The organism is Stenotrophomonas mexicanensis (assembly GCF_032911605.1).
Taxonomy (GTDB): Bacteria; Pseudomonadota; Gammaproteobacteria; order Xanthomonadales; family Xanthomonadaceae; genus Stenotrophomonas; species Stenotrophomonas maltophilia_A.
Genome location: NZ_JAWJTG010000012.1, coordinates 62114 through 86447 on the forward strand (window position 1 = coordinate 62114; position 24334 = coordinate 86447).

General features: G+C 67.0%; 21 protein-coding genes. 13 read left to right on the plus strand and 8 right to left on the minus strand.

Going from position 1 to position 24334, the window contains the following annotated elements:
• Window positions 1-90 precede the first annotated feature (90 nt).
• The 3 genes from R1L06_RS07535 (at window position 91) to R1L06_RS07545 (ending at window position 2912) form a co-directional block, all read left to right on the plus strand.
• The gene (locus R1L06_RS07535) at window positions 91-954 is read left to right on the plus strand and encodes a DMT family transporter (RefSeq protein WP_049421562.1); all 864 of its coding nucleotides are present in this window, start codon (window positions 91-93) and stop codon (window positions 952-954) included.
• A 159-nt stretch (window positions 955-1113) separates the two neighbouring features.
• Entirely contained in the window at window positions 1114-1995 is an 882-nt protein-coding gene (locus R1L06_RS07540) for an SDR family NAD(P)-dependent oxidoreductase (RefSeq protein WP_317217326.1), read from the plus strand.
• Between the two features lie 38 nt (window positions 1996-2033).
• On the plus strand, window positions 2034-2912 hold the full coding sequence (locus R1L06_RS07545) for a LysR family transcriptional regulator (RefSeq protein WP_180838201.1): 879 nt from the start codon (window positions 2034-2036) through the stop codon (window positions 2910-2912).
• A gap of 157 nt (window positions 2913-3069) precedes the next feature.
• On the opposite strand, the gene R1L06_RS07550 is transcribed toward R1L06_RS07545, so the two are convergent.
• The 3 genes from R1L06_RS07550 to R1L06_RS07560 form a co-directional block, all read right to left on the minus strand.
• Window positions 3070-5160 (minus strand): TonB-dependent siderophore receptor, encoded by a 2091-nt coding sequence (locus tag R1L06_RS07550; protein ID WP_317217327.1) that lies wholly within the window; start codon window positions 5158-5160, stop codon window positions 3070-3072.
• 99 nt (window positions 5161-5259) lie between these two features.
• Complete coding sequence (locus R1L06_RS07555; RefSeq protein ID WP_317217328.1) at window positions 5260-6645, minus strand: sensor histidine kinase; 1386 nt, start codon at window positions 6643-6645, stop codon at window positions 5260-5262.
• Window positions 6623-7306 carry a response regulator transcription factor gene (locus tag R1L06_RS07560; RefSeq protein WP_071228043.1) on the minus strand — a complete coding sequence of 228 codons (684 nt, stop codon included), beginning with the start codon at window positions 7304-7306 and terminating at the stop codon, window positions 6623-6625. The genes R1L06_RS07555 and R1L06_RS07560 overlap by 23 nt, the downstream gene beginning before the upstream one ends.
• A 152-nt stretch (window positions 7307-7458) precedes the next feature.
• Here R1L06_RS07560 and R1L06_RS07565 point away from each other — a divergent pair, with 152 nt between their 5' ends.
• The 3 genes from R1L06_RS07565 to R1L06_RS07575 all read left to right on the plus strand — a co-directional run bounded on the left by R1L06_RS07565 (window position 7459) and on the right by R1L06_RS07575 (window position 12016).
• Window positions 7459-8637, plus strand: coding sequence for an efflux RND transporter periplasmic adaptor subunit (locus R1L06_RS07565; RefSeq protein ID WP_317217329.1), 1179 nt, complete (start codon window positions 7459-7461; stop codon window positions 8635-8637).
• A gap of 4 nt (window positions 8638-8641) precedes the next feature.
• Window positions 8642-11743 (plus strand): efflux RND transporter permease subunit, encoded by a 3102-nt coding sequence (locus R1L06_RS07570; RefSeq protein ID WP_317217330.1) that lies wholly within the window; start codon window positions 8642-8644, stop codon window positions 11741-11743.
• Between the two features lie 99 nt (window positions 11744-11842).
• The gene (locus R1L06_RS07575) at window positions 11843-12016 is read left to right on the plus strand and encodes a hypothetical protein (protein ID WP_180838205.1); all 174 of its coding nucleotides are present in this window, start codon (window positions 11843-11845) and stop codon (window positions 12014-12016) included.
• Here the strand turns inward: R1L06_RS07575 and R1L06_RS07580 are convergent.
• The gene (locus R1L06_RS07580; RefSeq protein WP_317217331.1) at window positions 12013-12417 is read right to left on the minus strand and encodes a GFA family protein; all 405 of its coding nucleotides are present in this window, start codon (window positions 12415-12417) and stop codon (window positions 12013-12015) included. The genes R1L06_RS07575 and R1L06_RS07580 overlap by 4 nt on opposite strands.
• A gap of 171 nt (window positions 12418-12588) precedes the next feature.
• Here R1L06_RS07580 and R1L06_RS07585 point away from each other — a divergent pair, with 171 nt between their 5' ends.
• Together R1L06_RS07585 and R1L06_RS07590 are read left to right on the plus strand one after the other, a co-directional pair.
• Window positions 12589-13563 carry an Lnb N-terminal periplasmic domain-containing protein gene (locus tag R1L06_RS07585; RefSeq protein ID WP_100437440.1) on the plus strand — a complete coding sequence of 325 codons (975 nt, stop codon included), beginning with the start codon at window positions 12589-12591 and terminating at the stop codon, window positions 13561-13563.
• Window positions 13563-15584: an esterase/lipase family protein gene (locus tag R1L06_RS07590; protein ID WP_032127736.1), complete on the plus strand. Its 2022-nt coding sequence runs from the start codon at window positions 13563-13565 to the stop codon at window positions 15582-15584. Before R1L06_RS07585 ends, R1L06_RS07590 begins: the two co-directional genes overlap by 1 nt.
• A gap of 38 nt (window positions 15585-15622) precedes the next feature.
• Here the strand turns inward: R1L06_RS07590 and R1L06_RS07595 are convergent, their stop codons facing one another.
• On the minus strand, window positions 15623-17044 hold the full coding sequence (locus R1L06_RS07595; RefSeq protein WP_317217332.1) for an MFS transporter: 1422 nt from the start codon (window positions 17042-17044) through the stop codon (window positions 15623-15625).
• Between the two features lie 29 nt (window positions 17045-17073).
• On the opposite strand from R1L06_RS07595, the gene soxR reads away from it, so the two are divergent.
• A complete protein-coding gene (gene soxR, locus R1L06_RS07600) occupies window positions 17074-17508 on the plus strand; it encodes a redox-sensitive transcriptional activator SoxR (protein ID WP_032127734.1) in 435 nt (144 codons plus the stop codon).
• Window positions 17509-17581: 73 nt separating this feature from the next.
• On the opposite strand, the gene R1L06_RS07605 is transcribed toward soxR, so the two are convergent.
• Entirely contained in the window at window positions 17582-18217 is a 636-nt protein-coding gene (locus R1L06_RS07605) for a short chain dehydrogenase (RefSeq protein WP_317217336.1), read from the minus strand.
• Window positions 18218-18284: 67 nt separating this feature from the next.
• Here R1L06_RS07605 and R1L06_RS07610 point away from each other — a divergent pair, with 67 nt between their 5' ends.
• The gene (locus tag R1L06_RS07610) at window positions 18285-19160 is read left to right on the plus strand and encodes a LysR family transcriptional regulator (protein WP_285302784.1); all 876 of its coding nucleotides are present in this window, start codon (window positions 18285-18287) and stop codon (window positions 19158-19160) included.
• A 59-nt stretch (window positions 19161-19219) separates the two neighbouring features.
• Here R1L06_RS07610 and proC read toward each other — a convergent pair whose 3' ends face one another.
• Together proC and R1L06_RS07620 are read right to left on the minus strand one after the other, a co-directional pair.
• The gene (proC, locus tag R1L06_RS07615; RefSeq protein WP_317217333.1) at window positions 19220-20041 is read right to left on the minus strand and encodes a pyrroline-5-carboxylate reductase; all 822 of its coding nucleotides are present in this window, start codon (window positions 20039-20041) and stop codon (window positions 19220-19222) included.
• A gap of 18 nt (window positions 20042-20059) precedes the next feature.
• Entirely contained in the window at window positions 20060-20737 is a 678-nt protein-coding gene (locus R1L06_RS07620; protein ID WP_107431432.1) for a YggS family pyridoxal phosphate-dependent enzyme, read from the minus strand.
• Between the two features lie 87 nt (window positions 20738-20824).
• On the opposite strand from R1L06_RS07620, the gene R1L06_RS07625 reads away from it, so the two are divergent.
• The 3 genes from R1L06_RS07625 to R1L06_RS07635 all read left to right on the plus strand — a co-directional run bounded on the left by R1L06_RS07625 (window position 20825) and on the right by R1L06_RS07635 (window position 24268).
• Entirely contained in the window at window positions 20825-21862 is a 1038-nt protein-coding gene (locus R1L06_RS07625; RefSeq protein ID WP_006422551.1) for a type IV pilus twitching motility protein PilT, read from the plus strand.
• 78 nt (window positions 21863-21940) lie between these two features.
• Complete coding sequence (locus R1L06_RS07630) at window positions 21941-23104, plus strand: PilT/PilU family type 4a pilus ATPase (RefSeq protein ID WP_049400675.1); 1164 nt, start codon at window positions 21941-21943, stop codon at window positions 23102-23104.
• Window positions 23105-23284: 180 nt separating this feature from the next.
• On the plus strand, window positions 23285-24268 hold the full coding sequence (locus R1L06_RS07635; RefSeq protein WP_049421547.1) for an aldo/keto reductase: 984 nt from the start codon (window positions 23285-23287) through the stop codon (window positions 24266-24268).
• The last annotated feature ends 66 nt before the right edge of the window (window positions 24269-24334 follow it).

The following is a 24334-nucleotide window of genomic DNA, read 5'->3' on the forward strand; positions in this document are numbered from 1 at the left end:
CTGTACTGGATTGTAGCTGGGGTCGTTCCGCGCTGGATGCTTCCATACAGGTCCACCCGGGCATCGTCCGGCATCTTCAGGAGTACAGGCGTGGAACGGTCGGCGAGTGGTTGGATCAATGGCTTCATCGGTGTAGTGATCTTCGCGGGCTCCCTGCCGGCCACCCGCTTGGCGGTGCTGCAGCTGGATGCCGGGTTCGTCACTGCCGCACGCGCCACCATCGCCGCCGTGCTTGGCCTGGGTCTGCTGCTTCTGCTGCGCCAGCCATGGCCGCGGCGCAATGACCTGCCGGGGCTGGTGGTGGTCAGCCTCGGCGTTGTGGTCGGCTTTCCGCTGCTGACGGCACTCGCGCTGCGCCATGCGTCGTCGGCGCATACCATCGTGTTCCTCGGCCTGTTGCCATTGAGCACTGCGGTATTCGGCGTGCTGCGCGGCGGCGATCGACCGCGCCCGGCGTTCTGGTTGTTCTCGCTGCTGGGCAGTGCCTGCGTGGTCGGCTATGCGGTGCGCAACGGCATCGAGGCGTCGTTGCAGGCCGACCTGCTGATGCTGGCGGCGATCGTGGTGTGCGGGCTGGGCTATGCCGAAGGTGGCCGGCTTGCCCGCCATCTCGGCGGTTGGCAGGTGATCAGCTGGGCGTTGCTGCTGGCCTTGCCGGTGATGCTGCCGCTGACAGTGCTGATGCGTCCGGCCTCGTTCACTGCGGTCGGTGCCTCGGCGTGGTGGGCACTGGGCTACGTGGCGGTGTTCAGCATGCTGATCGGCTTCCTGTTCTGGTATCGCGGTCTGGCGCAGGGCGGTATCGCCGCCGTCGGCCAACTGCAGCTGCTGCAGCCCTTCTTCGGCCTGGCCCTGGCCGCGCTGCTGCTGCACGAAGCGGTCAGCCTCAGCATGGTGCTGGTGACCGTGGTCGCGGTGATCTGCGTGGCCGGCGCGCGCCGCTTCAGCCGCTGAATGAAAAAGGGGACGGAGGGGATTAAGTCGCTATTGCCCTTTATGTGCCGGAAGCGACTTAATCCCCTCCGTCCCCTTTTCCAGTGATAGCGCGGGCGTATCGTGCGCGGTGGTCAACGGTATTGGCCGAGTGCGGTGCGCTTGGCCGAAGCTGTGCCGATGCAGCCAATTTCTCGTATTTCCTTCGAAGGCCAGGTGGGCCTGGTGACCGGTGCCGCGGGTGGGTTGGGCCTGGCCTACAGCCGCCTGCTGGCCGAGCGTGGCGCGTATGTGGTGATGCATGACGTCGGTGCCGGCACCGATGGCCGAGGTGCCGATCCACAGCGCATCCTGCGCAGCGTCGAAGCGCTGCAGCGGCAGGGTTTGCCGGTGCAGGCCGCAAGCGGTCCCATCGACCATCGTGCCGGTTGCCATGCGCTGGTGCAGGAACTGCTGCAGGCGCACGGTCGCATTGACTTCCTGATCCACAACGCCGGCTGGGTCGAGTACCAGACGCTGGAAGCGATCGAGGACGAGGCGCTGGAGCAGATGCTGTGCCTGGCCGCGAAGACGCCGCTGTGGCTGGCGCAGGCGGCGTGGCCGGCAATGCGCGCGGCGGGCGGTGGGCGCATCGTCATCACCACCTCCGATCGCGCGCTGTATCCGCAGTACGCACAGCGCGGGCTGTCCGCTTACGCGATGGGCAAGTTGGGGGCGCTGGGACTGGTCAATGTGCTGGCGCTGGAAGGCGCCGAGCATGGCATCGTGGTCAACGCGGTTTCGCCGGTGGCAAAGACGCGCATGTGGGGCATCGACGGCGAGCCCGACGAACTGCATCCGGACGCGGTCGCGCAGGGCGTGGCCTATCTGACGTCCACGCGCTGCCAGGACGGCGGCTGGGTGCTGCGCGCAAGCAATGGCCAGTTCCACGCACTGCGCCTGCAGGAGGCCGAGCATGTGGCGTATCCGCGGGATCTGCGCGCGGTCAGTGCCGACAGCATCGAGTCGGTGGCGCTGCAATGGCCAGCCATTGCCCGCGCCAGCGTGGACGCGCGCTGCTGAGGGCGTACCCTAGGCGGGTTCCCACTGCCTGCATCGAGATGATCGACCTGCGCCTGCTTCGCCAGTTCGTGGCCGTGGCCGAAGAGCTTCATTTCCACCGCGCCGCAGCCCGCCTGCACATGTCGCAGCCGCCGCTGACCGCGGCAATACGACGCTTGGAAGACGAACTCGGAAGTGAACTGATCGTGCGCGGCAACCGTACCCTGGGCCTGACCGTGGCCGGGCAGACGCTGTTGGTGGAGGCGCGGGCAACGCTGCAGCAGGCCGAGCAGGCATTGCAGCGCACGCGCGAAGCCGCCGCCGGACAGTCCGGCAGTCTGCGCGTGGGCTATGTGGGCAGTGCGCTGTATGGCCGGTTGCCGGGCCTGATCCGCCGCTTCCGCCAACAGTACCCGCAGGTGCAGCTGCATCTGCAGGAAGCGACCTCGCGTCAGCAGCAGCTGTGGCTGCGTGAGCAGCGCATCGATGTCGGCGTGTTGATCCCACCGATTCCCGCCGCCGAGCTGGTGCTGTACGGCTTCGACCACGACCGCCTGGCGATTGCGCTGCCGCGTGCACATGCGCTGGCCAACGCGCCGGAGGTCAGTGTGGCGATGCTCGCCGATGAGCCGTTCGTTTCATGGCCGGCGGGCGAGGGCATCGGCTTTCATGCGCAGGTGCTGGGCCTGTGCACCGCAGCAGGATTCACCCCGCGCGTGGTGCAGGAAGCGCAGGGCATGCACGCGGTGCTGTCGCTGGTGGCGGTGGACGCCGGCGTGGCGATCGTGCCGGCCAGCATGGCCAGTTTCCGTTCGCAGGAAATCGTCTATCGCCTGTTGGCCGATGACGCAGCGCGCTTCGCGCTGCAGTTCTGCGCGCGCCCGGAAGCTCCGTCGCCAGTGCTGCGCAATTTCCTGGACGCCGCGACCGCGAGCTGATCCGGTGGATCAGCTGGGCCTGAGCACTACGGAGCAGATGCGCAACGGCGTCGTCGATGACGCCTGCGGGCGTATGCCAGGCCACCGTGGCGGGACCTGACCGCCGCATGCGCTGTGCTGTTGCACCTGCTGCTGCTGCGGCCAGCGTTGGCCGTGATCAGAACCGATAGCTGATGGTGCCGGTCACCACGCGCGGGTAGCCGGCGAAGCAGTCGCCAAAAGTGCGGCACGGCGCGTAGTAGCGCTTGCCGGTGAGGTTGGTGATGTTCAACGCCATCGTCCAGTCGGTTACCTGCACTTCCAGCAATGCATCGGCCAGCGTATAGCTGGGCGTGATGATGCGCCCGCCATTGCCCAGCGACACCGTATTGCCCACATGGCGCACGCCCAGCCCCAGGCGCAGGCGTGCGGCATCATCCAGCTGGAAGCCCTTCGACACCCAGGCCGAGGCCAGGTCCTGCGGAGTGTCGTTGAGGCGCTGGCCCACTTCCAATGCGAAGTTGCTGCGGCTGACCTCGGCCTCGTTGCGCGCAACGGCGGCGGTGACTGTCAGGTCGTTGGCGAACTGGAACTGCCCTTCCAGCTCCACGCCCTTGGAGCGGATCTGCCCGGTCTGCACCACGTTCAATACGTTGTCCGGGTCGTTGGTCTGCCGGTTGGTTTCGGTGATGCGGTACGCCGCCAGCGTCAGCAGCAGGCTGCGCGCCGGTTGCCACTTGATGCCGGCCTCGGACTGGCGGCCGCGCATCGGCTTGAAGGCGCTGCCGAACAGATCCTGGCCGGATACCGGCAGGAACGATTCGCTGTAGCTCAGGTAGGGCGAAACGCCCGCACCCAGTTCGCCGATCAGCCCGGCGCGGTAGGTGGTGGCATTGTCGGTCTGGCTGGGCTGGCCTTCGGTCTTCGAGCGTGCATGGTCGCGGCGCGCGCCCAGCACCAGCGAGATGCGGTCGGCCCAGCGGATCTGGTCCTGCACATAGACACCCAGCTGGGTGGAGGTCTGGTCCGGCTGACGATCCCAGCCACGCACGATCGGTGCGACCGATACCGGGGTGTAGATGTCGATCGGCGTGCCGGTGGCGTCCAGCCGCTGCAGCTGCTCCTTGTATTGGCTGTAGTCTACGCCGGCCAGCAGCAGATGCTGGAAGGCACCGGTGGCGAAGTCGAACTGCAGCGCATTGTCGGCGCTGAAGATCTGCACGTCGGGGCGGGTGCCATAGGCCGTGCGGTTGACCACGCGCCGATCGGCGTCGATGAAGGGATCGGCCGGATTGCTGTAGCTGTCCACGTACATCTGCTGCAGAGTGGTTCTGCCATCGATGTAACGCACTGCCGAGCGCAGGCTGAGCGTGTCGTTGAAGCTGTGGTCGAACAGCGCGGTCAGGCTGTAGACGCGCGAGTCGATGCGGTCGAAGTCGGGATCGCCGATGAAGGTGGACGGGTCGAGGCGGCGTCCGGGCGGTGCAAGCAGGGTCGCGGCCAGCGGCAGGAACTGCTGGCTGGAGCCGGTCTTGTCATGCTGATAGCTGGCCAGCAGGGTCAAGGTGCTGCGTTCACCGCGCCAGCTGATCGACGGTGCCAGATAGACGCGGTCATCCTTCAATACATCGGTCTGCATGTTCGATTCGCGCACCAGCCCGACGAAGCGGCCGGCAAGCGTACCGGCATCGTTCAATGCGGCGCCGATGTCACCCTGCAGCTGCCTGCGGTCGAAACTGCCGAGCTGCACGCCGACCTCGCCGTTGAGGGTGCCGAAGGTCGGGCGCTTGCTCATTGCATTGATGATGCCGCCGGTGGCGCCGGCACCGTACAGCACCGAGGACGGGCCGCGCAGCACTTCCACCCGCTCCAGGCCATAGATTTCCGGGCGGGCGAGGGGGCTGAAACCGTAGCTGCGGCGCAGGCCATCCTGGTACTGCACCGGGTCCAGCCCGCGCACCGAGGTCGCATCGTTGCGGGTATCCAGGCCCCAGGCATCGGCGGTGACGCCGGCGCTGTAGCGCAGCACTTCCTGCAGATTGTGCGCGCCGCGATCGGTGAACAGCTGCTGGGTGACCACGCTGATCGCCTGCGGCGTCTCGGTCAGGGCGGTGTCGGTCTTGGTCGCGGTGCTGGCCCGCTCGGCCACCACCGTTACCCTGTCCAGGGTGCGCGCCGCCGGGGTGTCCTGGGCCTGGGCGATGGCCGAGGCCAGCAGGGTGGGCAGGGCGAGCGTGTACAGCAGCGGACGCGACGGCAGAGCGGGCATCGGGAGTGATCCGGGAAGGGCGGTGACGGCGGATTATCCGGATGCCCGTCTTCAAATACAAATGATTCCCAAGTGCGATTGAGGCGCCATGGCCCGGCGTCAGGGCAGGCCGTCCGTCGCGCCGCGGATGCTCATCCAGGCGCCACCACCGGGGGCGCTGCCGGCGCGGACACGGAAGCCGTGCAGGCCGGCAATGGCGGCCACGATCGACAGGCCCAGGCCGAATCCAGGCCCCTGGCCGGCGTTGCTGCTGCCACGGAAGAAGCGCTGGTAGATCAGCGTGCGGTCCTGTGGCGGAATGCCCGGCCCGTTGTCGATCACATCGATCCTCGGGGCGCCGTGATCATCGACCGCACGCAGCAGGATACGGCCGTGTGCTGGGGTGAACTGCAGAGCGTTGGACAGCAGGTTGGCCAGCGCTTCGAACAGCAGCTCGCGGTCTCCACGCAGCGGGCCCACCTTCGGGTCCACCTGCAGCTCCAGCAACTGCTGCTTCTCTTCGGCCAGCGGCAGGTAGAACTGGTGCAGTTCCTGCAGCAGCTCAGTGACGTCGACCGCGTCGAAGGCCGAGCGCCGCTGGTGGCTCTCCAGCTCCGACACCCGCAGCAGCGCGGCGAAGCGCGCCATCAGCATGTCAGTCTCGGCCAGCGCCTTGTCCAATGGATCGGCATGCGGGTCCCGTTCGTCCAGCCCCACGCGCATGCGGTACAGATGCGCGCGCAGGCGGGTCAGCGGGGTGCGCAGATCGTGGGCGATGCTGTCGCACACGCCCTTGACCTCGGTCATCAGCTGTTCGATGCGTTCCAGCATCGCGTTGACGATGCTCGACAGCCGATCGATCTCGTCGCGACGGCTGGACACCGGCAGGCGCTGGCCGAGGTCGCCGGCAACGATGCGGTTGGTGGCCGCTTCGATCTGCTGGATCCGTTTCAACGGGCGCCGGCGCAGCAGATGCCAGCCCACCAGGCCGGGAATGACGGTCAGCGACACGCCCCACAGCAGCGCATCGAGGATGATGCTGTTGACCGCCATGAGCTTGCCATTCTGGCGCACGAATACCAGCGTGCGGCCATCGCGGGTCACCACGCCGAGCGCACTGCCGCCGTTGTCGTGGCGGCCATCGGCCAGCGTCCAACCGTCCACCGCATGCGAGTTGCCATCCAGCGGCAGTCCCTCGGGGATCGCTGTCAGCGGGCCCGCCATCGGCATGCCGGCTTTGTCGAACAACCCATAGGTATAGACCTGGTGCAGATCGAAGCGCTGGCTGTCGCGCAATGCTTCATCCAGTGCCGGGCCGTCGAAGCTCATGAACAGGTGGGCGCGCTGCTGCAGGCCTGATTCGGTCAGGTCACTCAGGTAATCCGAGATGCGCCAGTACATCACGCCCAGCAGCAGGCTCGACCACGCCACGAACAGGATGCAGTACAGGCCCAGCAGTCTGCTGCTGGAAGAGCGCCAGTGGTCAGGATTGCGCGTCGAAGACATAGCCGGTTCCACGGACGGTCATGATCGGCTGCGGTCGGCCGGGTTGTTCGATGCGTTTGCGCACGCGACCGATATGCACATCGATCAGGTTGGTGCCCGGATCGAAGTGGTAGCCCCAGACTTCCTGGAACAGCATGCTGCGGGTGACCACCTGGCCGGCGTTGCGCACCAGGAATTCGAGCAGCTTGAACTCGGTCGGCAACAGCGCGATTTCATGCCCGCCGCGTCGCGCCGAACGGGCCATCAGGTCCAGTTCCAGGTCACCGGCGCGCAGCACGTTGTCGATGGCGCCAGTCGGGCCCTGACGCCGGATCAGCACTTCCACACGTGCAGCCATCTCGTCCGAAGCGAAGGGCTTGGTCAGGTAGTCGTCGCCACCGGCGCGCAGGCCACGCACGCGTTCATCCACGTCCGACAGCGCACTGATCATCAGTACCGGCGTCGTGATGCCTTCACGGCGCAAGGTGGTGACCAGGGCCAGCCCGTCGATGCCGGGCAGCATGCGGTCCAGGGTGATCACCGCGTAGTCACCTGCACGTGCCAGCGCCAGGCCGTTGCTGCCGTCGCTGGCCAGGTCCACGTCGAAGCCGTGGCTGCGCAGTTCGGTGGCGATTTCCTCTGCGGTGACAAGATCGTCCTCGATGGTGAGTACGCGCGGCATGGGCCAGTGTGCAGAGTGGGACAGGGGCATCCTCGCAATCGTGGGCAGCGACTGCAAATGAAAAATGTTTCATGCGCCATTTAGCAGGATCGTGCCGCCACGTCTTCTATATTCGGCGCCGAACGCTCCCCCACGCGTGGAACCTGCAGCCGATGATCCTTCCGAACCCCTCCCGTCCGTACCGTGCCTGGCGGCTGCCGCGAACCGCGGGCCTGCCGCTGCTGGCGCTCGCCCTGGCCGGCCTGCTCAGCGCCTGCGGCAAGGACGCGCCCAAGCCCGGCGCGACGACGCCTGAGGTGACGGTGCTGACCCTGCGCAGCCAGCCGCTGGCACTGCAGCAGGAACTGCCTGGGCGCAGCGTTGCCTCGCAGGAATCGGACGTGCGTCCGCAGGTGGATGGCGTGCTGGTGAAGCGGTTGTTCGAGCAGGGCCAGTGGGTGAAGGCCGGGCAGCCACTGTTCCAGATCGAGCCCGCGCTGTACCAGGCGGCGCTGAACGAGGCGCAGGCCAACCTGAAGACCGCCGAGGCCGCTGCGGTGACCGCGCGCCTGCGGGCGCAGCGCATGCAGGCGTTGGGCAAGGACCAGCTGGCCGCGCGCCAGGACGTGGACGATGCGATCGCCAGCGACCAGCAGGCTGCCGCCGCGGCGCAGGCCGCACAGGCCGCGCGTGACACGGCCAGCACACGGCTGGGGTTTGCCACGGTGACCTCGCCGATTGCCGGGCGCATCGGCCGCGCGCTGTTCACGCCGGGTGCGCTGGTCACCTCGGGCCAGGCCGATCCACTGGCACGGGTGCAGCAGATGGACCCGATGAACGTGGACATCACCCAGTCCAGCAATGAGTACCTGGCACTGCGCCGCGCCATCGCCGACGGTGGCGTGCAGGCCGACACAGCACCGGTGCGGCTGCGCCTGTCCGATGGCACCGACTACCCGCTGCCCGGCACGCTGGAATTTGCCGACGTGGACGTGCAGCAGGAAACCGGCAGCATCACCCTTCGCGCGCGTTTCCCCAACCCGGATGGGCAGCTGCTGCCGGGCATGTACGTGCGCGCGCTGGTGGGGCAGGGAACCCGCCAGCAGGCGCTGCTGGTGCCACAGGCGGCGGTCGACCGCAGCCCCAAGGGCGAGGCACAGGCGTGGCTGGTGGACAAGGACGGCAAGGCGCGGCTGCGGCTGTTCCGCACCGCGCGTGCGATCGGCGACCAGTGGCTGGTCCTTGATGGCCTGGCCGCCGGCGAGCAGGTGGTGGTGGCCGGCGCGCAGGGCCTGGCCGATGGCATGACGGTGCGGGTGAAGCCGGCACCGGCACCGGTCGGGAAGGACTGAGCAGATGCTGCCGCGCTTCTTCATCCATCGCCCGGTATTCGCCTGGGTCCTGGCGATCTGCATCATGGCCTTCGGCACCATCGCGGTGACCCAGCTGCCGGTGGAGCAGTACCCGGACATCGCGCCGCCGCAGGTCAACATCACCGCCAACTACACCGGTGCCTCGGCGCAGACGGTGGAAGACAGCGTCACCCAGGTGATCGAGCAGCAGATCAAGGGCATCGACCACCTGCTGTATTTCTCGTCCACCAGTTCCTCGTCCGGGCAGGCGCGCATCACGGTCACCTTCGACCAGAGCGCCAACCCGGATATCGCCCAGGTGCAGGTGCAGAACAGCGTCAATCAGGCGATCAACCGGCTGCCGCAGGAAGTGCAGCAGCAGGGCGTGACGGTCGCCAAGTCGCAGGGCGATTCGCTGATGGTGGTCTCGCTGTACGACACCAGCCGGCGCATGGAGCGCGTGGACGTCTCCGATTTCCTTGTCAGCAATGTGCAGGATCCGATCAGCCGCATTCCCGGTGTCGGCGAGATCAACGTGTTCGGCTCGGCTTACGCAATGCGCGTGTGGCTGGACCCGCACAAGCTGCGCGCCTATGACCTGATGCCCTCGGACGTTCGCGCTGCGATCCAGGCGCAGAACACCCAGGTGACGGCGGGTGAGCTGGGCGCGATGCCGTCCAGCCCGACGCAGAGCCTCAACGCCACGGTCACCGCGCAGTCGCGCCTGCAGACGCCCGAACAGTTCCGCGCGATCATCCTGCGCACGCTGCCCAATGGCGCGGCGGTGTTGCTGGGCGACGTCGCACGGGTCGAGATCGGCGCGGAGAACTACCAGACCAGCAGCTATCTCAATGGCTATCCGGCGGCTGGCTTCTCGGTCACCCTGGCCTCCGGCGCCAATGCGTTGGCCACGGCCGATGCGGTGCGCGCGGAGATCGAACGGCTGCGGCCGACTTTCCCGCCCGGCCTGCAGGTGGCCTACCCGCGTGACAGCACACCGTTCGTGCGGGTCTCGATCGAGGGGGTCATCCATACCCTCATCGAAGCCATCGTGCTGGTCGTGGTGGTGATGTTCCTGTTCCTGCAGAACCTGCGCGCCACGCTGATTCCGGCGATCACGGTGCCTGTGGTGCTGCTGGGCACCTTCGGCGTGCTGGCCGTTGCCGGATTCACCATCAACACACTGACCCTGTTCGCGATGGTGCTGGCGATCGGCCTGCTGGTCGACGATGCGATCGTGGTGGTGGAGAACGTGGAGCGCATCATCCACGACGAGCATCTGCCACCGCGCGAAGCGACCGAAAAATCGATGGGCGAGATCACCGGCGCGTTGATCGGCATCACCGTGGTGCTGGGCGCGGTGTTCCTGCCGATGGCGCTGTTCGGTGGTTCCACCGGCATCATCTACCGGCAGTTCTCGATCACGATTGCATCAGCCATGGCATTGTCGGCGCTGGTGGCGCTGACGCTGACCCCGGCGCTGTGCGCGACCCTGCTCAAGCCGTCTTCGGCGCAGAAGCCACAGGGTCGTTTCTTCCGGGCGTTCAACCGGGGCGTCGAGCGCAGCCAGTTGGCCTACCAGGGAAAGCTCGGTGGCGTCGTTACCCGGCCGCGGCGCTGGATGGCGTTCTACCTGCTGCTGGTGGTCGCCATGGTCGCGCTGTACGCGCGGATGCCGACCGGCTTCCTGCCGGTGGAAGACCAGGGCCAGGTAACCTTCCAGTTCTCCACGCCGGAAGGCACGCCGATGGCGCGTACCGAAGCATTGGGCGAGCAGATCAGCCGCTACTTCATGGAGCACGAAAAGCAGAACCTGGATGTGGTGTTCGTGGTGGTCGGCCGCAACAATGCCGGCACCGGCCAGAACGCCGGGCAGGGCTTTCTCGCACTGAAGCCCTGGGATGAGCGCACGGGCGACAACACCGCTGCGGCGATCATCACGCGAGCCAATGCCTACTTCCGCCGCTTGCCGGATGCAAAGGTCAATGTACTGGCACCGCCGGCGGTGCGTGGACTGGGCCAGTCCAGCGGCTTCGAACTGTGGCTGCAGGACACCAGCGCGGCCGGGCGCGTGGCCCTGCAGGCGGCGCAGGAACAGGTGGTGCGCGCGGCCGGCGAAGACGACGGGCTCACCTCGGTGCGCCTGAACGGTCTGGGCGACAAGGCCGAGCTGCGGCTGGACATCGACCATGCCCAGGCCAGCGCACTGGGCCTGGCCCAGGCCGACATCAATTCCACGCTGTCGGCGGCCTGGGGCGGCAGTTACATCAACGATTTCCTCGACCGTGGCCGGGTCAAGCGGGTCTACATGCAGGGCGACCAGCCCTACCGCAGCGTGCCCGACGACATCGGCCAGTGGTATGTGCGCGGTGGCAACGGCCAGATGGCGTCGTTTGCCAGTTTCGCCAGCAGCCACTGGGCGCGCGGGCCGCAACTGCAGCAGCGCTTCAACGGCCTGCCGGCGATGCAGATCCAGGGCAGCGCTGCCGAAGGCCGCAGCTCGGGCGAGGCGATGCAGCGCATGCAGGCGCTGGTTGCCGATCAACCCGGGTTCGACCTGCAGTGGAGTGGCCTGTCCTACCAGGAACAACTGGCCAGCAACCAGACGTTGTGGCTGTACATCGCCTCCATTGCCTTCATCTTCCTGTGTCTGGCAGCGCTCTATGAGAGCTGGACGGTGCCGGTGGCAGTGGTGCTGGTGATCCCATTGGGCGTGATTGGTACGGTGCTGGCGACTACCGCGGCCGGGTTCGTCAACGACATCTACTTCCAGGTGGGTCTGCTGACGATCATCGGCCTGTCGGCCAAGAACGCGATCCTGATCGTGGAGTTTGCCGAGGCACGCTATCGCGCTGGTAGTTCAGCGGTGGAAGCAGCACTGCAGGGCGCACGCCTGCGCCTGCGCCCGATCGTGATGACGTCGTTGGCCTTCGTGGCCGGTGTGATCCCGTTGGCGTTGGCCACCGGCGCGGGCGCAGTCAGCCGCCGTGAAATCGGCATGAGCGTGATCGGCGGCATGGTCTCCGGCACGGTGCTGGCAGTGGTGCTGGTGCCGTTGTTCTTCGTGCTGGTGCGCCGCCTGGGCCGGTCACGGCCGCAGGACTGAGGGGGGCGCGGCTGTCATCTGGCTGCCGCAGCACCCTCACCCGTTCTTTGCCCAGGTGCCGCTAGCGTAGGTCGTCCCCGTCCCCCACGGAGACCTGCCATGTGGCTGCTCGACCATCTCTGGCCTGGCCGCAGGCCGTTACCTGCCCCGGTCGAAGCGCAGCCGCAGGCCGCGCCGCGACGGCCCTGGCTGAAGCGCCCGGCGCGCGCCGGGCGCAGTGGCATGGCACCGTGGCAGAAGGTCGCCGCACCGCCACGGCGCACCCGCCACTAGGTGCGGCGGTCGGCCGGGTGGTTGACCCCGTCGTTGACCGGTATCACGCCCAGCGCGAACGGGTCGATGCCCTCCAGGCAGGCCACGTTGTAGCCGTACTGGTCGGGATTGGAGCGCCGCCGGTGGTGGGTGTAGATGCCGCAGATACCGCAGAAATAGTGCTCGGCCACATGGGTGTTGAACTGGTACAGCTGCAGGTGGTTCTGCCCGCGCACCACCTGCAGGCCCGCGCGGCTGACGCTGGCGGCAATGGCCCCCCGGCGCCGGCACATCGAGCAGTCGCAGCGGCGGGGTTCGACAATACCGTCCGGCAGGTCCAGCAGCAGTTCGACCGTGCCGCAGTGGCAGGTGGCTCGGTGCCGGGATTGGACCGGAACGCCGGCCACGGAAGTGATGCCCATCGTTGCTCCTGTGAAGTGAACCTGGCCGCAGAGGCCGCCGCCGACGGTGCGCTGCCCAGCCTGAACGGTCCGTAGATGCCACGGTGAACCCGCTTGTGGCTAACTATGCGGCTTCGAGACCGCGACAGGATGCCAGTGAACGCCGCAGGACGTTGGACGACAGGGAGTGCCATGGCGCTGGCGGCGCTGTGGGTGAGCGGGCTGCTGGCCTACCAGCTGCCGGGGCCGGGTTGGCTGGCCACCGGCGTGGCCGTGCTGTGGCTGCTGGTGGCGCTGTGGGCGTCGTGGCGGGTCGCGCGGGGACGTGCCTCCCGCCGCCTCGGCACGGCATTCGGTGTGGCGCTGGCGTTGGCCGGCCTGTGGTGGCTGCTGCTGACCCCGCGCCAGGACCGCGTATGGGCCGACGACGTGGCCCAGCGCCTGCATGTGGTGTCCTTCGACGGGCGCCATGTGGTGCTGGACAACGTGCGCGACTTCAGTTGGCGCAGTGAAACCGACTACGACGCGCACTGGGTACGGCGTGAGTACGACCTGGACCAGCTGCGCTCGGCCGACCTGGTGCTGTCGTACTGGATGGGCCCGGCGATCGCCCACACGCTGATCTCGTTCGGTTTCGAGGATGGTCGCCACGTGGTGTTCTCGCTGGAGATCCGCAAGGAGCGCGGTGAGTCGTTCTCAGCGCTGGGCGGCTTCTTCCGCAAGTTCGAGATGACCCTGGTGGCTTCGGAGGAGACCGACATCATCCGCACCCGCACCAATGCGCGTGGCGAAGATGTCTACCTGTACCGCCTGCATGGCATGGACCGCGCGCAGCTGAAGGAACTGTTCGCCGCGTACATCGAACAGGCGCGTGAACTGGATGCCAAGCCGGGCTTCTACAACACGCTGACCAGCAACTGCACGACCATCGTCTTCGACCTGGCCCGCCACATCGCACCGCGCCTGCCGTTGGACTATCGGCTGCTGCTGTCCGGCTATCTGGCCGAGTACGCGCAGGAGGTCGGTGCACTCACGCCGGGCGTGCCGTACGCAGAGCTGCACGACAAGGGCCGCATCACCCAGCGCGCATTGGACCTGGGTGATGGCGAGCATTTCTCCACCGTGATCCGCCAGGGCGTGCCCGGCACCGAGCAGGACCCGCAGTAATGACCCAACTCTTTCTGACCCGCTGGCAGCGCCTGCTGCCGGTGTTGTTCGCCGCCTTCCTGCTGCTGGGCAGCAGCGGCTGCGCGATGGTCACCGTCAAGCAGGTCAAATCCAGTGATTCACTGGTCAACAAGCGCGCGGATGTGCTCAACACTGGCAAGCTCAGCCCCGCCGCGCGTGAAACGCTCAGCGCAGCGGGCCTGGACGAATCGCAGTGCGAGAAGGACTTCCTGGTCTGCCGCAGCACGTTGCTGATGACCGACGACCTCAATGTCGAGCAGCGGCTGTCGGCGCTGTCCGAGCTGTGGGTGAAGGCTGCATTGGCGATGACGCCAAAGAAGACCGCCGCAGGCGACCCGCCGATGAGCGATGCGGCATTGGATGCCTGGCTGGAAGCCGCGCGCTATGCCTATGCCTACCTGTTCTACAGTGGCCGCTCACCGTCCGACCGGGCCTTCGAGGACCGGCAGACGCAGGTGCGCGACTACTACAACTACGCGGCCGAAAAGGCGGCGGTGGTGTTGTTCGTGCGCGCGCGTGCCGCCGCACTGGCCGGCGAGGACTATACGAAGCCGCTCACGGTCGGTAGCTGGTCGCTGGCCTCCAACTACCAGCAGCTGGGTCTGAAGAGCATTCCGGCGCAGCTGGTGCCAGCGGGAACGGTCAGCTTCGTTGGCCTGCGTAGCACCTATCGCCGCGATGGCTTCGGTGCCGAACTGGTGATGGTGATGGACCCGCCGAAACTGGTCGCGCCAGTGATCGCGCCCGACGGCCCGAAGGCTGAAACCGCGCAGGACGACGAGGACGACGAGCGTCGTGGCCGCCGCCACCGCCATGACGATTCGGTGCCCGAGTTCAGTGAGATGTCCTCGATCAACGTCACCGCACTGCTGCGGTTCGAGGGCAGCAGCCTGGAAGACGTGATGCGCACGCGCCGGGTCGAGCTGGATGCCTATTCGCCGGAAGCGACCGAGCGCATCACTCTGCACGGTGAGCAGGTACCGCTGGCCGGCAACTTCACTGCCGCCTACGGCCTGTGGCTGGCGCAGAGTGGCTTCGCCCGGCAGTCGCTGCGCACCCTGTTCGGCATGAGCGAGGGCATCGGCGAGCCGCACATCTACCTGATGCAGCCGTGGGACCCGAACCGCCGCATCATCTTCATGCTGCACGGCCTGGCCAGCAGCCCGGAAGCGTGGGTGAACCTGGCCAACGAGATCATGGGTGACCCCGAGCTGCGCCAGCAGTTCCAGGTGTGGCAGGTCTATTACCCGACCAATGCGCCGATCGCGCTGAACCGCTACGAGATCGCCAATGCATTCAACGACACGCTGAAGCATTTCGATCCCAACGGCAGCACGCGTGCGTCGAAGGACATGGTCTACATCGGTCACAGCATGGGCGGCGTGCTGGCGCGCCTGCTGGTGAGCGATTCCGGCGATGTACTGTGGAACGACCTGCTGGCCAACTACGACCTGAAGGGGGAACGGCTGAAGCGGGTGCAGAACAAGCTGGGTCCGCTGCTGCATTTCAAGGCACAGCCGAACGTGGAGCGTGCGATCTTCATCGCCGCGCCGCACCAGGGCACCGACATTGCCGGCAACAAGGTCGGTCGCCTGATTGGTCGCTTGGTACGCCTGCCGCTGACAATCCTCGGCAAGTTCGAGGACGTGTTCATGGCGCTGGCGCAGGCCGAGCAGCAGGTCGATGGCACCGCCAAGCCGAAGATCCCGAACAGCATCGACAACCTCAAGGCCAGCGATCCGTTCGTGAAGGCCGCCGCACAGCTGCCGATTGAGGCGGGCCTGAAGTACCACTCGATCATCGCCCAGCGCAAGCCGGAGCTGCCGGTGGAGAAATCCGATGATGGGCTGGTGCCGTACTGGAGCGCACATCTGCCGGGCGCGCTGTCGGAGAAGGTGATCATCTCCGGCCACAGCGTGCAGGAAACCCCGCAGGCGGTGCTGGAGGTGAGGCGCATCCTGCACCGGGATATCGATGACATGGGGACCGGCAGCCGGTAGTGCCGGCCGCTGGCCGGCAATCCCGCAATGCGGCGGTGCTACACCCGCCGCGCGATTACCGTGGCCAGCAGCGCCAGGCCGAAGGTGATCGCCAGGCACAGCAGATAGCCGGTGTGTGGCGCGGCTTCCACGAACAGCGCGAACAGCGCACCGGAAACCGCCAGCGCGGTGGTCACCGACAGCGCCTCGCTCAACTGCAGCGCCGAGGTGTTGGCACCCTGCTCGTGCGGTGCGGACAACGACAGCGTCAGCACCGACAAGCTGGCGTAGATCATGCCCATGCCGAAGCCGGTCACCGCCCAGCCGACCAGCGCCACGGGCAGCGGCACCGGATTGAACAACACGGCCAGTGTGGCGGCGATACCGATCGTCATCAGCGGTGTGCCAACGCGCAGCAGCTGCTGGCGTGACCAGCCGCGCTGCTGGTGGCCCTGCAGCCATGAACCGGCGAACCAGCCCAGTGCACCAAGACTGAGCACGGCACCGGCCCAGCTGGGCGAGAGCCCGCGTTCGCGCTGCAACAGCAGTGGCAGGTAGGCCTCACAGGCGAAGAATGCGGCCGCCGCGATGCCGCGCAGGGCGATCACGCTGGGCAGTCCGCGGCGCAGCAGCAACGTGCCGGCTGGCAACAGGCGGTGCACGCAGAACAGCAGCGCAAGCATGGCCACGCCGATGCAGAGCAGCGCAGGCAGGCCCTGCTGATGGCCGCCGAAGTAGAGCAGCAGCGCCGCCAGCGAAGCACCGCCGGCCCAGCGCACCACGTTGCCGCGACCATCGTCGCTGTTTCCTGCATCGCTCGGTTGCATGCGCGCCAGCGCCGGGCGCAGCAGCAGCGCGGCCGGGACCGCCAGCAGTGGTACGGCCAGGAACACCCAGCGCCAGCCGAGATGCTGCACGATCAACCCGCTCAGCGCGGGGCCGATCATCGACGGCACCACCCAGCCGGCCGAGAACGCGGCGAATACCTTCGGGCGCAGGTGCTCGGGATAGCTGCGCCCGACCATCACGTACAGTGAAACCGAGATCGCGCCCGCACCCAGGCCCTGCAGCAGGCGCCCGGCCACCAGCATGCCCATCCGCATCGCAAAGCCGGCCAGCAGCAGGCCCAGCACGAAGCAGGCCAGGCCGTACCACAGTGGCCTGGCGGGGCCATGGCGGTCGGCCCAGCGTCCGGCCAGGGTCATGCCGATGACACTGCTGGCCAGGGTGCCGCCAAAGGCCAGCGCATACAGGCGCAGGCCATCCAGCGCCTCGGCCACGGTCGGCATGGCGGCCGCCACCGCCAGGGCCTCGAAGGCATGCAGCGCCACCAGTGCCACCATGCCGATGGTGGTGGCGCGATAGCGGGGAGACAGGATCGACGTATCAGCCGGCGCACGGGCGTCGGCGGGCGAAAGAGTGGGGGACATACGAGCCAGATGCGGGCCGCGCTTGTCAACTGGCGGCGAAGATAGCAGCATGCCACCTCAACTGCAGTTTAGGTCAAGCAATGGTTTCCCAGGAACTCAGCGTTGGCGAAGTCTCCCAGCGCAGTGGCGTGGCGGTTTCCGCGCTGCATTTCTACGAGCGCAAGGGGCTGATTAGCAGCCTGCGCACCTCGGGCAACCAGCGGCGCTACAGCCGTGACGTGCTGCGACGGTTGGCCGTGATCCGCGTCGCGCAACGGGTGGGCATGCCACTGGAAGCTGTCGGCCGTGCCTTCGAAAGCCTGCCCGAGGGCCGCGCGCCGACCAAGGCCGACTGGGCCAAGCTGTCCGCGCGCTGGCGCACCGAGCTGGAGGAGCGCATCCACATGCTGGAACTGCTGCGCGATGAACTGACCGGCTGCATTGGCTGCGGCTGCCTGTCGCTGCAGCGCTGCCGCCTGGCCAACCCCGAAGACGTCCTCGGCGAACGCGGCGACGGCCCGATGCGCTGGGAGTGACCCGCGAAAAGGGGACGGAGGGGATTATGTCGTTTGTGCATTAACGACTTAATCCCCTCCGTCCCCTTTTTTCTTACCAGACCGTGATCGTCTCGCCGCTCTGGATGCCTTCCACCGCGCGCTGGAAGGCCAGCGCTGCGCGCTGCGCGCTCACCGCTTCGAAGCCTGGGAAATAGGGGCCGTAAGCCGCCATCGATTCGATCAGCACGTTCGGGCTGACCACGTTGATGCGCAGGCCACGCGGCAGCAGCTCCAGCGCGGCGGCACGCACGAAGCCTTCCAGTGCGGCATTCACCGAGGTGGCGTTGACGCCATCGCGGATCGGCTGTGCGCTGACGATGCCGCTGGTCAGGGTGATCGAGCCGCCGGCGTTGAGGTGGTGCTGGGCGACCAGTGCCAGCCGCACCTGGCCCAGCAGCTTGTCCTGCAGGCCGAGGTTGAACTGCTCGGGTGTCATGTCCTTCAGCGGACCGAAGTGCAGCTTGCCAGCGGTGGAGATCACTGCATCGACCGGACCGGTGCGCGAGAACAGTTCGGCGACGCTGGCGTCGTCGGTCAGGTCGACGCGCAGCTCACCGCTGTTGCGGCCGGCGGCGAGGATCTGATGCAGCTGGCCGAGCTGGTGGGCGACTGCCTGGCCGAGGGTGCCGCTGGCACCGACGAGGAGAATCTTCATGGCCGTTCCTTGCGAGAGGGGGAATGAGCGCAGTCTGCGCCCTCACAGTGGGGTTAGGTAAGCGGCGTATGCTTCGCAGATTCCTAACTATGGATTAGCAATGGATACCCTTCGCTGCATGCAGGCCTTCGTCGCCGTGGCCGAGTCCGGGAGCTTTGCAGGAGCTGCCGAACAGCTGCAGGTGTCGGCGGTGATGGTCGGCAAGTACATCCAGCAACTGGAGGCGCACCTGGGTACCGCGCTGCTGCAACGGAACACCCGCCGCCAGCGCCTGACCGAAGCCGGCAGCGCCTACCTGGCCGGGTGCCGGCAGGTGCTGGAGCAGGTGCAGCAGGCGGAGGCGGACGTGGCCGGCCTGCAGGTACAACCCCGCGGACTGCTGCGGGTCAGCGCGCCAACCACCTGGGGCAGTTGTGTGCTGGCGCCACAACTGGCCGGCCTGCTGCGCGCGCAGCCGCAGTTGAACATCGAGCTGGACCTGAGCAACCGCCGCGTGGACCTGATCGAGGATGGCTTCGACGTGGCAATCCGCGTTGGGCCGCTGCCGTCACAGGAAGTGGTGGCGCGGCCGTTGCCGCCGTACGCGATGAGCCTGTGCGCGGCACCGTCCTATCTGCGCCGGCGTGGCACGCCGCGCACCCCTGGGGATCTGGCCGGGCATGACTGCCTGAGCCACCTAGCCTGGCGCGGCGGCCATGGCTGGCAGCTGGCCAACGGCGAACAGGTGGACTGGGAAGCGCGCCTGACCTGCAATGATGGTGTCGCGTTGCGCGAGGCCGCCGTGGCCGGCGCAGGGCTGGTGCTGCAGCCGACCGCGCTGCTGGCCGGCGAAATCGCGGCCGGGCGGTTGAAGCCCCTGCTGCGCGACTACCTGCCGGAACCGCGACCGATGCACCTGATCTACCTGCCGGATCGACGGCCGCGTCCGCGCCTGCAGTGCTTCGTCGATTTCGTCATGGCCACATTGGGGCAGTGAGCATCCACGCCACGCGTGGATGACGGTAGGTGCCGACCGTTGGTCGGCACACATCGGGATCAATCATTCGCCGCAGACAGTTCCTGCCCACGTACCTGCGCGGCGCGCAGCGCGGTGTCCACCAGCGCCTCGAAACCACCGGCCTGGAAGCTCTCGATCGCGGCCTGGGTGGTGCCGTTCGGCGAGGTCACGCGGCGACGCAGTTCGGCCGGGCTTTCGCCGGCTTCATCGAGCATGCGCGAGGCACCCAGCAGGGTCTGCACCACCAGCGTGCGCGCCGCTTCTGCAGGCAGGCCCTGTGCGATACCCGCCGCTTCCATCGCTTCGGCCAGCAGGAACACATAGGCCGGCCCACTGCCGGAGACCGCGGTGACCGAATCCATCAGCGATTCGCTGTCGATCCACACCGTGCGCCCGGCACTGGCCAGCACCTGTTCGGCGCGCGCGTGCTGCTGTGCATCCACCGATGGCGTGGCATACAGGCCGGTCACGCCGGCGCCAAGCAGGGCGGGGGTGTTGGGCATCGCGCGCACCACCGGAAGATTGCCGCCCAGCCAGCGTTCCAGCTGCGCGCTGGTGATGCCGGCGGCAATGGACACCACCAGCGGCTGGCTCGCCTGTGCCAGCGCCTGCAGCGACTGGCATACATCGCGCAGTACCTGCGGCTTCACCGCCAGCAGCCAGGTATTGCCCTGTGCGGCGGCATCAGCGGCGTTGTCGTGCACCTGCACGCCGAAGTCGGCAGCCAGTGACTCGCGCAATGCGGCCACTGGTTCGGCCACGTGGATGTGCGCGGCAGGCACGCCCTGGCGGATCAGGCCGGCGATCAGGCTGCGGGCCATGTTGCCGCCGCCGATGAAGGTGATGGAATCAGCTGCCATGGAAGTCTCCTTGGAAAATCAGGCCGGGCCCGGGCGGGCGCCGAACAGGGCGGTGCCGATGCGCACCAGGGTGGCACCCTCGGCGATGGCTTCGGCGTAGTCGCTGCTCATGCCCATCGACAGCGTGTCGATCCGCGCGTGCTGGGCAGCCAGCGACTGGAAAAGTGTGCGCATGCGCACGAATGCATCCCGACGGCGCTCCGCTTCCGGCCACGGTGCGGGAATCGCCATCAGGCCACGCAGGCGCAGGCTGGGTTCGGCGGCAATCGCGGCGGCCAGTGCATCCACTTCTTCCGGTGCACAGCCATGCTTGCTGGATTCATCGTCGATGTTGACCTGGATCAGTACGTTCAGCGGGCCACGCGCGGCCGGGCGATGGCGTGCCAGCGCGGTCACCAGCTTGGAACGGTCCACGCTCTGCACCCAGTCGAAATGGCTGGCCACGGCATCGGCCTTGTTCGACTGCAGGTGGCCGATCAGGTGCCATTCCAGCGCCAGGTGCTGCAGCGCCTGCATCTTGGCCAGTGCTTCCTGCACGTAGTTCTCGCCGAAGGCGTGCTGGCCCTGTGCGGCCAGCGCGGCCACGGCCTCGGCCGGCTGGGTCTTGGACACCGCCAGCAGGCGTGGGTCGGGCCTGCCAGCGGCCTCGGCGGCGGCGTGCAGGTTGCTCAGGATCTGGGGCAGGGGAGTGGCCACGTAACGCGTTCCGTTGAATCAGGAGGCTATACTGCCGCCCGGGGAAAGATCCTTCCAGTCGAAGCCGTTATTGGGGAGTAGCCGCTCATGGATATCGCCGAGCTGTTGGCGTTTTCCGTAAAGAACAAAGCGTCCGACCTGCACCTGTCCGCAGGCCTGCCGCCGATGATCCGCGTGGACGGCGACGTGCGCCGGATCAACATCCCAGCCCTGGACCACAAGCAGGTCCACGCGCTGGTGTACGACATCATGTCCGACAAGCAGCGCCGCGATTACGAGGAATTCCTCGAAGTGGACTTCTCCTTCGAGATCCCGTCGCTGGCGCGCTTCCGTGTCAACGCGTTCAACCAGAACCGCGGCGCCGGTGCGGTGTTCCGTACCATTCCGTCCGAGGTGCTCACCCTCGAGGACCTGGCCTGCCCGCCGTTGTTCCGCGAAGTGATCCAGCAGCCGCAGGGCCTGATCCTGGTGACCGGCCCGACCGGCTCGGGCAAGTCGACCACGCTGGCGGCGATGATCGACTACATCAACAAAAACGAATACGGCCACATCCTCACCGTCGAGGATCCGATCGAATTCGTGCACACCTCGCAGAAGTGCCTGATCAACCAGCGCGAAGTGCACCGCGATACGCATGGCTTCAACGAAGCGCTGCGCTCGGCACTGCGTGAAGACCCGGACATCATCCTGGTCGGCGAACTTCGTGACCTGGAAACCATCCGCCTGGCACTGACCGCCGCGGAAACCGGCCACCTGGTGTTCGGCACTCTGCACACCAGCTCGGCGGCCAAGACCATCGACCGTATCATCGACGTGTTCCCGGCCGGCGAAAAGCCGATGGTGCGTTCGATGCTGTCCGAGTCGCTGCGTGCGGTGATCTCGCAGGCACTGCTGAAGAAGGTCGGCGGCGGCCGCACCGCTGCGTGGGAAATCATGGTCGGCACCCCGGCCATCCGCAACCTGATCCGCGAGGACAAGGTGGCGCAGATGTATTCGGCCATCCAGACCGGCCAGCAGTACGGCATGATGACCCTGGACCAGCACCTGCAGGACCTGGTCAAGCGCAGCCTGATCACCCGCAACCAGGCCCGCGACTACGCCAAGGACAAGCGCCTGTTCGAGTAAGGCGGGCAGCAACGGGGCGGCGGGCGCCAGTGCGCCGCCGTTCCCGCGCCGTTTCCGCCTCCGACCGTTTCCTGGTACATGCCCCATTGGGAGCCCGCCGTGAACACCACCGCGACCACCATCGATTTCACTTCGTTCCTCAAGCTGATGGCGCACCAGCGCGCCTCGGACCTGTTCATCACCGCGGGCATGCCGCCGGCGATGAAGGTCAACGGCAAGATTTCGCCGATCACCCAGACACCACTGACCCCGCAGCAGAGCCGCGACCTGGTCCTGAACGTGATGACCCCGGCGCAGCGCGAGGAATTCGAAAAGACCCATGAGTGCAACTTCGCCATCGGCCTGTCCGGTGTCGGCCGCTTCCGTGTCAGCTGCTTCTACCAGCGCAACCAGGTCGGCATGGTGCTGCGTCGCATCGAGACGCGCATTCCGACCGTGGAAGAGCTGAGCCTGCCGCCGATCATCAAGACGCTGGCGATGACCAAGCGCGGCATCATCCTGTTCGTCGGTGCCACCGGTACCGGTAAATCGACCTCGCTGGCGGCGATGATCGGTTACCGCAACCAGAACTCGACTGGCCACATCATCACCATCGAAGACCCGATCGAATTCGTGCACAAGCACGAGGGCTGCATCATCACCCAGCGCGAAGTCGGCATCGATACCGACAGCTGGGAAGCCGCGTTGAAGAACACCCTGCGCCAGGCGCCGGACGTGATCATGATCGGCGAGGTGCGTACCCGCGAAGGCATGGACCACGCCATCGCGTTTGCCGAAACCGGCCACCTGGTGCTGTGCACCCTGCATGCCAACAACGCCAACCAGGCGATGGACCGCATCGTCAACTTCTTCCCGGAAGACCGCCGCAACCAGCTGCTGATGGACCTGTCGCTGAACCTGAAGGGCGTGGTTGCGCAGCAGCTGGTGCCGTCGCCCGATGGCCGCTCGCGCAAGGTGGCGATGGAGATCCTGCTGGGCACGCCGCTGGTGCAGGACTACATCCGCGACGGCGAGATCCACAAGCTGAAGGAAGTGATGAAGGATTCGGTCCAGCTGGGTATGAAGACCTTCGACCAGAGCCTGTTCGAGCTGTACCAGGCGGGCGAGATCAGCTACGAGGACGCGCTGCGCTACGCCGATTCGCAGAACGAGGTGCGCCTGCGCATCAAGCTCAGCCAGGGCGGCGACGCCCGCACCCTGTCGCAGGGGCTGGATGGCGTGGAGATTTCCGAGATCCGGTGACCTGGGGGTTCCGTAGCGTCGAGCCTGCTCGACTGTTCTTGTCGAGTCGAGCAAGCTCGACTCTACGGGCGGGCGGCTCCGCGCATTGATGAATTCCAGTCATGACCAACTGCAATGCTGCCCATTCAATCCGTGGGCTCTGCAGGCGTATCGTCAGCGCTCCCCCTCTGGAGCACGACGATGCAGACACGTGAACTGGGCCGCAGTGGCCTGAAGGTTTCCGCCCTCGGCCTGGGCTGCATGGGCCTGAGCCATGGCTACGGCCAACCGGTGGAGCGGGGCCAGGGCATCGCCCTGCTGCAGGCCGCCGTCGAGCGTGGCGTGACCTTCTTCGACACCGCCGAAGTGTATGGCCCCTACACCAACGAAGACCTGCTCGGCGAGGCGCTGGCGCCGTACCGCGACAGGCTGGTGATCGCCACCAAGTTCGGCTTCAAGGATGCGCGCGTCGATACCGGGCTGGACAGCCGTCCCGAGAACATCCGCGCGGTGGCGGAGGCCAGCCTCAAGCGCCTGCGCACCGACCATATCGACCTGTTCTACCAGCACCGCGTCGACCCCAACGTGCCAATCGAGGATGTGGCCGGTACCGTGCGCGACCTGATCGCCGAAGGCAAGGTCGGCCACTTCGGCCTGTCCGAGGCCAGTGCCGCCACCGTGCGTCGCGCCCATGCAGTGCAGCCGGTGGCCGCCGTGCAGAGCGAGTACTCGCTGTGGTGGCGTGAGCCGGAGCGCGAACTGTTGCCGACGTTGCAGGAACTGGGTATCGGCTTCGTGCCGTTCAGCCCGCTGGGCCGTGGCTTCCTGACCGGCGCGATCAACGCCGATACCACCTTCGACGCCAACGACTTCCGCAACACCGTGCCGCGTTTCGAAGTGGAAGCGCGTCGTGCCAACCAGGCACTGGTTGATCGCATCAGCACGATTGCTGCCGCACGTGGCGCGACGCCGGCTCAGGTGGCGCTGGCCTGGCTGCTGGCGCAGGCACCGTGGATCGTGCCGATTCCGGGCACCACCAAGGTCCATCGCCTGGAAGAAAACTTGGGCGCGGCCGACCTGCAGTTGGCGCCGGAGGAACTGCAACGCATCGCGCAGGCGCTGGATGAAGTGTCGATTGTCGGTGAGCGCTACAACGCGCAGCGCGCCGCGCAGGCCAAGGGCTGACCGCCGGCCCCCCCTGCCTCTGGCGGGTGCGGACCGGGGTGGGTGCGGACCGTTGGTCCGCACTCC

Coding starts and splice junctions, on each gene's coding strand:
- R1L06_RS07540 (WP_317217326.1), top strand. CDS start 1,114: ATGCAGCCAATTTCTCGTATTTCCTTCGAAGGCCAGGTGGGCCTGGTG.
- R1L06_RS07565 (WP_317217329.1), top strand. CDS start 7,459: ATGATCCTTCCGAACCCCTCCCGTCCGTACCGTGCCTGGCGGCTGCCG.
- proC (WP_317217333.1), bottom strand. CDS start 20,041: ATGGCAGCTGATTCCATCACCTTCATCGGCGGCGGCAACATGGCCCGC.
- R1L06_RS07610 (WP_285302784.1), top strand. CDS start 18,285: ATGGATACCCTTCGCTGCATGCAGGCCTTCGTCGCCGTGGCCGAGTCC.
- R1L06_RS07580 (WP_317217331.1), bottom strand. CDS start 12,417: ATGGGCATCACTTCCGTGGCCGGCGTTCCGGTCCAATCCCGGCACCGA.
- R1L06_RS07545 (WP_180838201.1), top strand. CDS start 2,034: ATGATCGACCTGCGCCTGCTTCGCCAGTTCGTGGCCGTGGCCGAAGAG.
- R1L06_RS07635 (WP_049421547.1), top strand. CDS start 23,285: ATGCAGACACGTGAACTGGGCCGCAGTGGCCTGAAGGTTTCCGCCCTC.
- R1L06_RS07570 (WP_317217330.1), top strand. CDS start 8,642: ATGCTGCCGCGCTTCTTCATCCATCGCCCGGTATTCGCCTGGGTCCTG.
- R1L06_RS07630 (WP_049400675.1), top strand. CDS start 21,941: ATGCCCCATTGGGAGCCCGCCGTGAACACCACCGCGACCACCATCGAT.
- R1L06_RS07590 (WP_032127736.1), top strand. CDS start 13,563: ATGACCCAACTCTTTCTGACCCGCTGGCAGCGCCTGCTGCCGGTGTTG.
- R1L06_RS07560 (WP_071228043.1), bottom strand. CDS start 7,306: ATGCCGCGCGTACTCACCATCGAGGACGATCTTGTCACCGCAGAGGAA.
- R1L06_RS07595 (WP_317217332.1), bottom strand. CDS start 17,044: ATGCTGCTATCTTCGCCGCCAGTTGACAAGCGCGGCCCGCATCTGGCT.
- R1L06_RS07585 (WP_100437440.1), top strand. CDS start 12,589: ATGGCGCTGGCGGCGCTGTGGGTGAGCGGGCTGCTGGCCTACCAGCTG.
- R1L06_RS07625 (WP_006422551.1), top strand. CDS start 20,825: ATGGATATCGCCGAGCTGTTGGCGTTTTCCGTAAAGAACAAAGCGTCC.
- soxR (WP_032127734.1), top strand. CDS start 17,074: ATGGTTTCCCAGGAACTCAGCGTTGGCGAAGTCTCCCAGCGCAGTGGC.
- R1L06_RS07550 (WP_317217327.1), bottom strand. CDS start 5,160: ATGCCCGCTCTGCCGTCGCGTCCGCTGCTGTACACGCTCGCCCTGCCC.
- R1L06_RS07555 (WP_317217328.1), bottom strand. CDS start 6,645: ATGTCTTCGACGCGCAATCCTGACCACTGGCGCTCTTCCAGCAGCAGA.
- R1L06_RS07575 (WP_180838205.1), top strand. CDS start 11,843: ATGTGGCTGCTCGACCATCTCTGGCCTGGCCGCAGGCCGTTACCTGCC.